Origin of the sequence: Paenarthrobacter sp. NPDC091669 (assembly GCF_044756725.1) — a bacterium.
Lineage (GTDB): Bacteria > Actinomycetota > Actinomycetes > Actinomycetales > Micrococcaceae > Arthrobacter > Arthrobacter bambusae_C.
Genome location: NZ_JBIVTK010000003.1, coordinates 180860 through 192162, shown reverse-complemented (window position 1 = coordinate 192162; position 11303 = coordinate 180860). Strand labels below are relative to the sequence as shown.

10 protein-coding genes and 1 pseudogene are annotated in these 11303 nt (G+C 61.1%); 4 read left to right on the top strand and 7 right to left on the bottom strand.

The features are described from left to right. Window positions 1-4: 4 nt before the first annotated feature. The 6 genes from ACIQLI_RS06285 to ACIQLI_RS06260 are packed head-to-tail and all read right to left on the bottom strand — an operon-like array spanning window position 5 to window position 5970. A complete protein-coding gene (locus tag ACIQLI_RS06285) occupies window positions 5-1432 on the bottom strand; it encodes an NAD-dependent succinate-semialdehyde dehydrogenase (RefSeq protein ID WP_400386210.1) in 1428 nt (475 codons plus the stop codon). Window positions 1433-1482: 50 nt separating this feature from the next. Further along, on the bottom strand, window positions 1483-2157 hold the full coding sequence (locus ACIQLI_RS06280; protein WP_400386208.1) for a histidine phosphatase family protein: 675 nt from the start codon (window positions 2155-2157) through the stop codon (window positions 1483-1485). Continuing rightward, window positions 2150-2443: a putative quinol monooxygenase gene (locus tag ACIQLI_RS06275; protein WP_400386206.1), complete on the bottom strand. Its 294-nt coding sequence runs from the start codon at window positions 2441-2443 to the stop codon at window positions 2150-2152. Before ACIQLI_RS06275 ends, ACIQLI_RS06280 begins: the two co-directional genes overlap by 8 nt. Window positions 2444-2490: 47 nt before the next feature. Continuing rightward, window positions 2491-3324 (bottom strand): fumarylacetoacetate hydrolase family protein, encoded by an 834-nt coding sequence (locus tag ACIQLI_RS06270; RefSeq protein WP_400386203.1) that lies wholly within the window; start codon window positions 3322-3324, stop codon window positions 2491-2493. Further along, a complete protein-coding gene (locus ACIQLI_RS06265; RefSeq protein ID WP_400386200.1) occupies window positions 3321-4160 on the bottom strand; it encodes a PEP/pyruvate-binding domain-containing protein in 840 nt (279 codons plus the stop codon). Before ACIQLI_RS06265 ends, ACIQLI_RS06270 begins: the two co-directional genes overlap by 4 nt. 19 nt (window positions 4161-4179) lie before the next feature. Continuing rightward, window positions 4180-5970 carry a PEP-utilizing enzyme gene (locus tag ACIQLI_RS06260; protein WP_400386197.1) on the bottom strand — a complete coding sequence of 597 codons (1791 nt, stop codon included), beginning with the start codon at window positions 5968-5970 and terminating at the stop codon, window positions 4180-4182. A gap of 415 nt (window positions 5971-6385) precedes the next feature. On the opposite strand from ACIQLI_RS06260, the gene ACIQLI_RS06255 reads away from it, so the two are divergent. From ACIQLI_RS06255 to ACIQLI_RS06240, 4 genes are all read left to right on the top strand, one after another. Beyond that, window positions 6386-6850, top strand: a complete 465-nt coding sequence (locus ACIQLI_RS06255; protein ID WP_400386760.1) for a DUF1097 domain-containing protein — start codon at window positions 6386-6388, stop codon at window positions 6848-6850. 157 nt (window positions 6851-7007) lie between these two features. Continuing rightward, the gene (locus ACIQLI_RS06250) at window positions 7008-7679 is read left to right on the top strand and encodes a GntR family transcriptional regulator (protein WP_400386194.1); all 672 of its coding nucleotides are present in this window, start codon (window positions 7008-7010) and stop codon (window positions 7677-7679) included. 49 nt (window positions 7680-7728) lie between these two features. Then, window positions 7729-8589 carry an MBL fold metallo-hydrolase gene (locus ACIQLI_RS06245; protein WP_400386191.1) on the top strand — a complete coding sequence of 287 codons (861 nt, stop codon included), beginning with the start codon at window positions 7729-7731 and terminating at the stop codon, window positions 8587-8589. 178 nt (window positions 8590-8767) lie between these two features. Next, on the top strand, window positions 8768-9970 hold the full coding sequence (locus tag ACIQLI_RS06240) for an XdhC family protein (RefSeq protein ID WP_400386188.1): 1203 nt from the start codon (window positions 8768-8770) through the stop codon (window positions 9968-9970). Window positions 9971-10771: 801 nt separating this feature from the next. Here the strand turns inward: ACIQLI_RS06240 and ACIQLI_RS06235 are convergent. After that, window positions 10772-11212, bottom strand: a pseudogene (locus ACIQLI_RS06235) (aminotransferase class IV); the annotation flags it as partial. Between the last annotated feature and the right edge of the window lie 91 nt (window positions 11213-11303).

The window sequence follows — 11303 nt, the reverse complement described above, 5'->3', positions numbered from 1 at the left end:
GAGGTCACTCCGTCGCGGGACCGGCCGGGGGAGCACCGGATCCGATGTAAAAGGTACGGATGTTGGTGAACTCTATGGCACCGGCGTCGCCAAGTTCCCTTCCGTAGCCACTTCGTTTCGTTCCGCCGAAGGGCAACCGGGGATCGGACGCGACGACGGCATTTACGAAAAGTGCACCGGAAGTGATGCGCCGTCCCAGTTTCAGGGCGCGTTCAGGCGAAGCACTCCAGACGCTTGCACCGAGTCCGTAGCGGGTGGCATTGGCGAACTCGACGGCCTCGTCATCACTGCGAACCCGGGCAACAGCTGCCACGGGCCCAAATGTCTCCTCGGACATGACGGGCATCTCAAGGGTGGCATCGGCCACCACGGTGGGGGCAAACCAGGCTCCTGGCCGGTCGAGACGGTGACCCCCAGTGAGAACTCGTGCCCCTGCAGCGACGGACTCGGCAACCTGCCGTTCGGCTGCCTCGGCTAGGTCAGTGCGGGCCAGCGGCCCGATAGCCGTGGAAAGGTCTGAGGGATCTCCGACCCGCAACGCGGCCACAGCGGCAGAGAAACGTTCCAGAAATTCGTCCGCGACAGCGTCATGAACAATGAACCGTTTCGCGGCCAGGCAGCTCTGCCCGGTGTTGAGGAAGCGCGACTTAACCGCCGACGCGACCGCGACCTCCAGATCGGCGTCCTCGAGCACCACAAAGGCATCAGAGCCGCCCAGCTCCAGCAGGCTCTTCTTGATTTCCCGGCCGGCCAAGGCCGCAACAGCGGCGCCGGCCCGCTCGCTTCCGGTGAGACTGACAGCCGCGACGCGCGGATCGGACAGGAGACGCTCGGCGGCTGCCGGCACTTCCAATTCGGCTATGACTAGGGTGCGGAACACGTTGTCGGGGAATCCCGCGTCCAGGAGGAGCCGCTCGACGGCAAGGGCGCAGCCGGTGACATTCGGTGAATGCTTGAGCAAAGCAGTATTGCCGGCCAGGAGCGTCGGGGCGGCGAACCGGAACACCTGCCAGTAAGGAAAGTTCCACGGCATGATGGCCAGCACGGTGCCCAGCGGCTCGTGGCCTACCCAGCTGCGAACAGCGGACGTCGCAACTTCCCGGTCGGCCAAGGCGGAGGGACCTTCTTCGGCGTAATATTCGCAGACCCAGGCGCACTTTTCGACTTCCGCCAAGGCCTCCCTGAGGGGTTTGCCCATCTCCTGGACCATGAGGGACGCGAGGTCTTCCTGCTGGAGCCGGATCTGTTCCGCGAGCTTGACCAGGAGCGCGGCACGTCCGGGGACACCTTCCTGGGCCCAAGCGGGCTGGGCGACGTGGACGGCGTTGAGGGCGTCCTCAATCTGCTCAGGGGAGTAGGAGTCGTACGTGCTCAGGGGTGCTCCGGTTGCGGGGTTGACGGTGATCACTTGGCGGGCTGCCACGGCTCTCATTAGTGCTTCCTTGTGGGAGGTCGGGGAGGGTTCGGTTTTGCGCGGGGGGATTAAGCCGGATGCTCAAACCAATCGGCCTTGATGGTTCGGTCCGGGCCAATTTCAATGCTGAGGCCAGCGACCCAATCGGGCTCGCCGCGGTCCTGGCCCAACATTTTCAGCCCGCAGGCGCGCAGGACAGGAGAATGGGTGACCCCGACAACGAGCCTGGTGAGGGGCTGGTCGGAGAGACTTTGAGCGAATTTGGCGATTCTGTGGGCGACGGAGGACGCGTTATCTCCCGGCGGATCGGGATGGCTGAGCCACCACCCGATGCGGTCTTTGGCGGGCAGGAAGCCGGTGAAAAAGGGCACACGGGCCGCGGAATCTTCGCCGAGCCCTTCGACCTGCGCAGCGAGGGCTTCCGCGCTGGAGACCATATTCACGCGTTCCCCGGCAACATAAAGGTCTGGGTTCCTCAGCCCGAAGCTGATGCGTGGCCCGTCGACCTTCATCCCGCCCCGCCGGGCCCCTTCGGCGACGGCCTCGGCTGTCTCGCAGGTGCGCCGGGTCTCTCCGCTGAGCACAAGCATTTCTTCATTCTGCTCGGCAAGGCGGAGCCCGACGGTTTCGGCGAACACCAGACCGTCCGGGGTGACAGGCACATCACCACGATGGGAACTGACCTGCCCATGCCGCAGCAGCAGAAGCCGCTGCGGCATGGGGTCTGGAGACTGGTCAGACATCGATGGTCTCGTAGGTTGCCACCTCGCGCTTCTCGAGGAAGTCCACAGCGTAGCCAAAGACGTGCTTCTGGAAGTGCTCGGTCGCTTTGTGGTGTTCGTAGCCTTGCTCGGAGGTGTACTGCTCGTAAAGGAAGAACTTCGTGGGGTCATCCGGGGCGACCTGGGCCTGGTAGTAGAGGTTTTCCGGTTCTGCCCGGGAGAGCGGCGTCATCGTTTTGATGACTTCGTGGATGCGGTGCTCCTCGCCCGGCTTGGCTTTCCATACTGCTGCGACGACGAATGCCATGTTCTTTCTCCTTTTTCGCGGTGTTTTTGGTGTGGTGGATGTTCGGGTCAGGGGCGGGCACCGACGGTGTTGCGGAGGACTCCGATACCTTCGGCTTCCATTTCAATTACGTCTCCGGACTGGATCCAGCGGTCCAGTTCAAGGCCGGAGCCGCCTGCGGCGGTTCCGGAGCCAAGGACTTCGCCGGGCCGGAGGGTGAGGTCCTGAGAGATGTACTCGATCATGGCTGCGAACGTGTGGTGCATGTTGGCAGTCGTGTCCGATCCCCATTCCTCGCCGTTGACGCGCACAGTGAGCCGGACGCCCCCGGGGTCGAGCTCGTCGGGCGTGACAATGCAGGGTCCGAGGATGTTTGATCCGTCCCAGTCCTTGGCCTTGCCCGGGCCCATGCCGATGGGAAGTTCCCGGCGCTGGACATCCCTGGCGGAGATGTCGTTCCAGATCGTGTACCCGAAGATATGACCTGCGGCCTCCGAAGCGGCGATGTTGCGTCCCGGGGTTCCAATGACCGCCGCAAGCTCGAGTTCGTGGTCAAGCTGTGCCGTGTACGAAGGCCAGGGGATTTCCTCGTCCGGTCCGATCACTGTGTCCGGAAGTCCCTTGTAGAACGCCGGGACCTCGTACCACTCCGGGGGAATGTCTCGGCCGAGGTTTCGGTAGGCGTTTTTCAGGTGCCCCTCGAATGCCAGGAAGTCCCTGAGGGTCCGTGGCCGCAAGGGAGCCCGGAGTCGTGCGCCTTGGACCGGGACCGTGGTCCCGGCCGGGGCGCCGGCTTCGATGAAGGCGATCATGTCTCCGTCGAAGCCGGCGTCCAAGACCTGGTTCCCGTCCAGGATCCCCACGCGCTGGCGGCCACTGTGCTCGTACGTAACGTATTTCACCGGTGGCTTTCCCCGAAGGTGGTGACGGGACGGGACTGGAGCAAGTAAAGATCGCCGGCGTCGTCAAAGGCCCATTCAATGTCCTGCGGGCAGCCGTGCAGGGTCTCGAGTTGCTGGCCGAGAGTGGCGAGCTGGCGGGACTCGGACTCCCCAAGGATCGGCTGGTCCACGACTTTGCTGCGCCTTATCGCCCCCTTGCGGTCCAGCACGTAATGGTCGGGCGTCATTTCCCCATTGACGACGTTTTCGCCCAGGCCCAGGGCGGCTTCAATGACCATCCTGTCGCGGCGCTGGTGGACGGGGTCCACCGTGAACATCACTCCGGATTTTTTCGAGTCGACCATCTGCTGCACCACAACCGCCATGGCGATGTCCTCGAGCGAGCCTTTCTCCTCGCGGTAGAAAATTGCCCGGTCGGTGAAGAAGGACAGCCAGCATTCGACGACCTTTTCAATGACGTCCTCAAAGTTCTCGACATTCAGGTACGTTTCCTGCTGCCCGGCGTAGCTTGCGTTTTCAGAGTCCTCTGCGCAGGCGGAGGACCGGACGGCCACGCGTCCGTTGAGCTGGGCGTAGCGCTCAGCGATCAGACCCACGGGCGGCCGGGCGGCGGAGACGAGTTCGCGGGCTCCGGCCATGTCTTTGGCTCGGCAGCGCTGCCGGAGAGCCTCTTCATCAACTGCCTCGGCAAAGGCTGCCGATGTGATGACGAACCCGGGCGGAACCGGAAGGTTCTCTGAGGTCATGGTTGCCAGCGAAGCGCCCTTGCCGCCGCTGAGGCTGGTTTCCTTCGCCTTTGGGTCGTCGAACGAAAGGACGAGTGGGGTGTCGTTCATGGTGTGTTCCTTACAGCTCTCAGATGTGGGCGGACAGGTCCCTGACCGCCAGGTGCTCCGCGGACTGCTTGAAGCTTTCGAGTATTTCGACCTGCCCGGTTGATCCATTGACGCGAATACGGTCGCCTGTCTTGATCAGACGGGTGGCGTCAGAGGTGCCGACCACGGCGGGAATCGAGAATTCGCGGGAGACGACTGCAGGGTGGGAGGCCATACCGCCGGCGTCGGTCACAAGGCCGCCGATGCGGGTGAACAGGACCACCCAGGCCGGCGACGTCATGCGGCAGACGATAATGTCGCGCTTCTGCACCTGTTCGAACTCTTCGGGTGAGAGAACGACCCTTGCGGTGCCTTCTACGACGCCGCTTGAGGCCGGAAGGCCGACGATGGGTTCCCCGGCCGCTGCCGGCTTGCGCTCAAACTTTTCCGGGAAGGCCCACAGTGCCAGGTACGGGAAGGCCAGCGCTTCATCGGTCGCGGTCCCCACCCAGTCACGAGGCCGCACCTCGTAGGCATCCTCCCGGGCGTCGCGGCGGTCGGAGACGAGTTCGGACACGTCGCCGGGGAAGCCGCCGCCCATTACGGCTCGGAGTTCGTTGTAGTGCAGGTACATGACGTCCTCGGGGTCGCTGAGGATGCCCGCCTCGACCAGTTTCCTGCCGATTGCGATCAGAACGATCCGGACGCGGGCGTTGGTGCCTTGGTCGATGTAGAAGTGGTGGTCGGGGGTGAGCGGGTTCATCTTCAGGCTCAGCTCCAGTGCCCGCGCCAATTTCTCCCGCTGTTCACCCTCGGGGACGTCCTGCATCACTTCGGTTTTGGCCGCCTCAAGGTCTGCCGCGACCGCGGCGATTTCGGCGGGGAAATCGTAGTCGATCTCGAGGTAGCCCCGGACCGCTTCGATGATTGGGGCCGGGTTCTCGCGCCATGTCTTGAATGAGAACTCGTGGGCCCACATCGACTTGTACCCGTAGACCTTCTGGTACGCTTCGATGTCCTGGGCCAAGAATGCCCGGCCGCCCTCGGTCTCCTTCAGCGCGGCAAGGACGTCAGTGGCGGTGGCTTTCCCGAAGGCTGCAGAAACGTCGCCGCCGTCGGTCTTGACCTTCTCTTTGATCTCCCACAGCTGCTTGATGGAATCCCAGTTACGGTTTTCCACGGAGCTCTGCAGGCGTCCCATCAGAGCCGAGTTGTCGGCGTTGGGCCTTGCCTCGGCGATGGTGGTGTTCAGCGCGGTGGTCGAGGAGAACTGGGCGAAGTTAAGAACCCAGTGGATTTGCCAGTGCCGGTCGTGCATGTCGATAGCGTCCTCGAGCAGCACGGCCAGGTCCAACAGACTGGCCCTGGTGTAGTCATAGCCGTCGAGTCGTTCGAAGTTCCGTTCAATCTCGGGACGAAGGCGTGATTGCCACCAGTCCAGGAAGTTATCGGCGTAGTAGGGGAGTGTCCATCCGAGGTACGCGCCCATGCGTTCCGGGTATTCCGGGTCAAACGGCACCCTCGGCACATAGCGTGCACCGTATTCGGAGCCTTCAGCCTTGATTCCGGCCTTGGCCGGCACGGCTGCCGTGTAGACATAACCGTTGATGACCTTCACGATCCAGTCAGAGGCGAAGGGGGTGCCGAAACGGCGGAACATGTAGTCGCACTTCAGCCACCATCCGCCGATATCTGCATACATGGGTGACACGGGATTCGGAATGTGCAGGTCATCATGAACCCAGAGGAGATCCATCTGCCCTTCATCCCACTCGATGGGAAAGCTCTCATCGCCGAAAAATGTGCCTCGAACATTGCTGCTGTCGGTCATATAACCCACTCCATTGTGTTGGTCACAGCCGGGGCTATCCCGGCCCAAACTTTCGATAATCGATGATCCAATGTGACTGCGGCCACGTCAACCCCTGATCGGTAGTTCTTTTTTCCCTGCAGAATCCATTGGCAGTTGTATGATCGATGATCGAGATCACAAACCGCCCGCCGGCTTTTCACGTGAAGCAAAGTCAAACTCTTTTCCACGAAGGCTTTCGGCGCCCTCACCTGCCACCAGCCAGGGCTGAGGCGGCATCCATTACTGCGGCATTATCCGCTGGGCTTCCAGCCCGCCGCCTCCCGCATAGGCGTTAGTCAATGACGACTGCTCAACAAACATTCACTCAACAGACCAGCCGCCGGGCTAGTGCAGTGCGGGGGTTTAAAGCATGGAGGTATAGCTAGGGGTCGAGATCGCGGCCGGCGTTTTGGTCGGCATCTGGGCACAGTTCTCTGGTTCGCTTGGCGTAATTATGTGGGTGGCCTTCGTCTCCTGGACTTGCTGCTTCTCCGCCGGAGGGGGAGTCGCAGGCCTGACCAGGACTGTAGACGCCAACATTTCTGGAGTCATCTACGGCTGGCTGATGGTTCTCGTGGTGGTATGGCTCATGTTCAACGGCGCCCTCGGCCTTTCGGTCGCAGTCTTCACCCTCGCAATCTGCCTTCAGGCCGCCTGGCGCGCCCTCTCCTTCATCCGCGGGACCATTCGCCGGGGCGGCCTGCTTCGTCGGCACCGGCGCAGCAGACCCCATCGCGCCGACATCGCTGGGTATCGCATCCGACGTCGCAGGCAAGCAGCTGCAGAAGCTCATCTCACCCGTGCGCGCTCGGGAACCTATTGCCGAGACCGTGAGCTCATGTTTTCTGGGTCAGATTGAGGCGGGCTTGCTCTGCGTCCTCTCACTCCGCAGAGGGGCGCCTGATCCATGCGGGAATGGCGCGTCTCTGTAGGCAGCAGGTTCAATCCATTGACAACAGGAAAGACCGTCATCGATAATCGATGAAACGCCTACGGGCCAGGCGAAGAGGAGCGACATGGATTTGCCGATCGGACGCACGGTGCTGCGCGAGGAAATCAAGAACCGCATCGTCGAGCGGATTCTTAACGGCTCATACTCTCCGGGTATGCGCATCATAGAGAGCCAACTGGCAAAGGAGTTCGGGACAAGTCAAGCTCCCGTCCGTGAAGCGCTGCGCGACTTGGAAGGCATGCGCCTGATCGAAAGTCAGCCGCATAAGGGTGCAAGGGTACTGGCCCTGACTCCGGAGAGATTGGCAATGGTCTACCCGGTAAGGGCTTCCCTTGAAGAACTGGCCGGCAGAGAAGCCGCTCCGAGGATGACCGATTCCGTGATCGTCGCACTCGAGGCGGAGGTCGAGGCCATGCTAGCCGCAGCTCAGGCCGGTGACCCCCGCGCGCAGATGCAACACGACACCCGCTTCCACGAGATCATCGTCGAAACGGCAGCGAACGAAGTTTTGCTCGACCTCTGGCACTCGCTCAGGGTTGAAACGGGGACATTGATCAGTGTCATCAAGTCCGACTGGGATCTGCACATGATTGCCCAGATGCACAAACCCGTACTGACTGCCCTGCGCCTGCGCGATCCGAACCTGGCAGGAGGGGAGATGCGGTCCCACATTGAATTCTTCGGTTCCCTTGTCCTTCGGCACTCCGATCCGGCACTTCCGCTCACCGGCACGTAAGAGAAGTGTTTTATCTCAGACCAACGAGGCGCACAGAGAGGTCCGTCCCATGGAACAAATCAAGCCAAACGTCTTCGTAGAAACGAAGGTCAGAGGATGCAATCCAGGCTACGTCGTGACACGCGACGGCGTTGTCGTCATTGACACCCCGCAGCTGCCGAGCAAGGCCGTCGCGATGCGTGCAGAAGCGGAGTTGCACGGCCCTATTCGCTACGTCATCAACACCGAGCATCACGTCGACCACATTTTCGGCAACTACTACTTCAAAGGCACCGGTACCGTAGTCCACCACCGGGGCGTTTACGACAACTTCATGACGGTGTACCCCCAGCTCGACCCATTCGAATACGCGCGCGAGGCCCTTCCGGACGACCCGGAGGGCGCGCATCTCTTCCCCGGGCGGGAGGAATACTATCGCGACCCAAATAAGGGCCAGATCGTATTCACGGGAGACTTGACTCTCCGGCTAGGGGACCACACGTTCAACCTCATCCATACCCCCGGCCATACCCCCGGCCAGATCGCCGTTCACATCCCCGAAGAACGCCTTGTCTTCACAGGCGACACGGTCTTCAGCGATTGCCAAACCTGGCTGATGACATCTGACGTCGACCAATGGCTCGCGGCGCTCGACCAGATCCGCGCACTGGACGTTGACACAGTTATTCCTGGCCATGGCCCGGTAACGGACCTCACCTACATCAACACGCAGAGGGCGGTCCTCCTAGACTGGAAGAGCGCGGTCGCGGACGCCATCGCGAATGGCTGGAGCCGCGAAGAAACCGTTGAGCGCGTCAACTTCACCGAGCGTTACCCCGTCGATGTAGGACAGGAGTACATGATGGAGTACATCCAAACACTCAATGCGGGCTCGCTTTACGACAAGCTAACGGCCTCGCCGTCTTCTTGAAGCCAACAGCGGCGACTCAGAGCCCCGGGCGCGGGAAGTATGTAGTGGCTTTTCCAAAATCTAGACGCCTGTCGTCGCGTTGCCGGTTGCCGTTTTCCCTAGCACCCTCTGCGCGTAACCGATCGTTCGTCCGAGACAGACCTCAAAAAGGTTCTTCCAACCGCCAGGAGGCGGAGCCATGCGCGACATACTGAGCGAAGTATCTACCTGGAGAGTCCCCTTCGCCCTCGCTATGGTGATCGGGACATCGAGCTCCGCGCCCAGGGGAGTTGGTGCGGCGATGGCGATTGACTCTGTGGGCCGTGTCGTGGGCTCCGTTTCAGGAGGCTGCGTGGAGGGAGACTTGTACGCAAGATGCCAGGAAGTTCTCGAAACGAGGCAACCCCAACTCGCTACATACGGGATCAGTGATGACGATGCCTTTACCATCGGCCTTACATGCGGAGGGCAAGTCCAGGTTTTCATCCGTTGCGTTGACCCGGCAACGGGCAGCCTGAGGCTCATATCGACTCGTGTCCGCTCGGGAATCCCGACGGCGCTCGCCACTATTGTGAACGGCGTTCACAGCGGTGGCCAACTCGTCATCGGTGATCGCCTGATCGCGGGTTCTACAGGCAAAAGGCAACTCGACGAAGCCATTGTCCGTGGTTCCCAAGGAATTCTCGAACAGGGGACCAGTAGGACCTTCCGTGTAGGTGAAGAAGGTCAAAGACGCCATGAGGACATAACGGTGTTTGTCGAGTCCTATACCCCGCCACCACGGATGCTGATCTTTGGCTCGACCGATTTTGCTGCAGCTCTGAGCCGGGTGGGTAAATTCCTGGGATACAGGGTCACCGTTTGTGATGCCCGGCCCGTTTTTACAACCCCTTCCCGGTTCCCCGACGCCGATGAAGTCGTAGTCCGCTGGCCCCACCAGTATCTCGCAGACACGGTAATCGATGCCAGAACCGTGATTTGCGTCCTGACGCACGACCCGAAGTTCGACGTACCAATAATCGAGGAAGCACTCCGGACACCTGCGGCGTTCATCGGCGTCATGGGCAGTCGGCGGACTCACCAGGACAGAAATTCGCGTCTCCGGGATCATGGATTCAGCGAAAGTGAACTCTCCCGTCTCGCATCCCCGGTCGGACTTGACTTGGGTGCCCGAACACCAGAAGAGACAGCAGTCTCTATCGCTGCTGAAATCATCGCGCGGCGTTGGGGTGGCAGCGGGTTCCCATTGGCCGTGCTCGACGGCCCAATTCACCATGTGCATAGTCGCCGACCTCACCTAACGGCTCAACAAGCCGACCAGGAACAGCAGCTGACCGCAGTCAATCCGGCATCCAGTTACATTGTCTCCCAACAGCATGCTGAGCTGCCCATCCAGGCATAGCCTTCTACGTCGAAAAGGAATCTTCTTTTGACGGTGCCTATTGGCGCGCCAGGATAAGTCCAGACGGTCTGCCAGCGGTTGGGGCCTGACTTCGGGTTGGGAGTAGTTCCGCTCGCGCCCTCGAAGAAAGGGACACCGTCAATTCTTGTCGTGCCAGTCCCTCCAGCGCCGCACGAGTTCTGCATGCGCTGGCAGAATAGAACGATCCACTTCCACTGCTGACCCAATCCGGTGCTTGCCCATCTGCAACCATCCTTAATTGGAACTTTCAATGAGATGGACGGTTCTCTAGCGACAAAGCAGGCGCCAACTCGATCCGCCCCGGCTACGCTATGCCTCGACTGTGAGCACCCAACGGATTTCTATTCAAGTAATCTATCCGGGCTGGCCGCGATGGACTGTATCTCTGCGAATACGGCTATGCAGTCTTTCGACCTCTCGGGCGCTGCAAAGAGATGCGCCAACGCCATCACAGGATTCCCACACGCGGCATCGAGAAAGGGCCTCTACGTAGAGTTTCCACGCTCTCTGGTTACCTGGCCTAGCCCCTACGGAGAAATCTGAACTGCATGCGGATTCATTCCGCCGAAAGATTTCAAGCTACTCGGCCTTACCGTCGTTTCCCTTATAACCCTCACATGGCAGGGAGCCGCTCGGTCGGCGTCACGACGGCCGAACCACTATCGCACCGAATGCACAGCCTTGGGAGGGATCATTCCCAACGGATTCCCATTTGTAGTCGATCCATGCTTCGAGGCCTTGAGACCGCTCGAATAGGCGACGTGGCCCACCCCTGGACCTCTAGCCACATGACTTGCTCGTCGGAGGTGACGGCGCCGACACGCCGCGGCCATATGTCAACCAGCCGTGTATATCCTGGGCAACGCCCGTTTGAAAACCAGGTAGCTGCTGGCGGATGGCCATGGTGGCTTCCCCGGCCTTCGCGTCCTCGGAGCCGATGGCTTCCGTGGCATCCTGGGGGACTCCGATCGGCGTGAGGACGGCTGCAGTGCCGCAAGCGAAGACTTCGGTGATCTCGCCGGAGGCCACGCCGTCCATCCACTAGTCGAGGGTGATTTTCCGTTCGGAGACCTCGCGGCCCATGTCTTTTGCCACCTGGAAGACGGACATGCGGGTGACGCCTTTCAGGATGATGCCGCTCAGAGCGGGAGTTACCAGGGAACCGTCCTTCATGACGAAGAAGACCTACATGCCGCCGAGTTCCTCCACGGCGTCGTCGTCGGATTCAACCCATGTTTCGAACCCCTCAGACCGTTCAAACAAGCGGCGTCGCTCAGCCCCCTGGCCCTCAAGCCAGAAGATCTGATCGTCG

Coding starts and splice junctions, on each gene's coding strand:
- ACIQLI_RS06285 (WP_400386210.1), bottom strand. CDS start 1,432: ATGAGAGCCGTGGCAGCCCGCCAAGTGATCACCGTCAACCCCGCAACC.
- ACIQLI_RS06280 (WP_400386208.1), bottom strand. CDS start 2,157: ATGTCTGACCAGTCTCCAGACCCCATGCCGCAGCGGCTTCTGCTGCTG.
- ACIQLI_RS06275 (WP_400386206.1), bottom strand. CDS start 2,443: ATGGCATTCGTCGTCGCAGCAGTATGGAAAGCCAAGCCGGGCGAGGAG.
- ACIQLI_RS06265 (WP_400386200.1), bottom strand. CDS start 4,160: ATGAACGACACCCCACTCGTCCTTTCGTTCGACGACCCAAAGGCGAAG.
- ACIQLI_RS06260 (WP_400386197.1), bottom strand. CDS start 5,970: ATGACCGACAGCAGCAATGTTCGAGGCACATTTTTCGGCGATGAGAGC.
- ACIQLI_RS06250 (WP_400386194.1), top strand. CDS start 7,008: ATGGATTTGCCGATCGGACGCACGGTGCTGCGCGAGGAAATCAAGAAC.
- ACIQLI_RS06245 (WP_400386191.1), top strand. CDS start 7,729: ATGGAACAAATCAAGCCAAACGTCTTCGTAGAAACGAAGGTCAGAGGA.
- ACIQLI_RS06240 (WP_400386188.1), top strand. CDS start 8,768: ATGCGCGACATACTGAGCGAAGTATCTACCTGGAGAGTCCCCTTCGCC.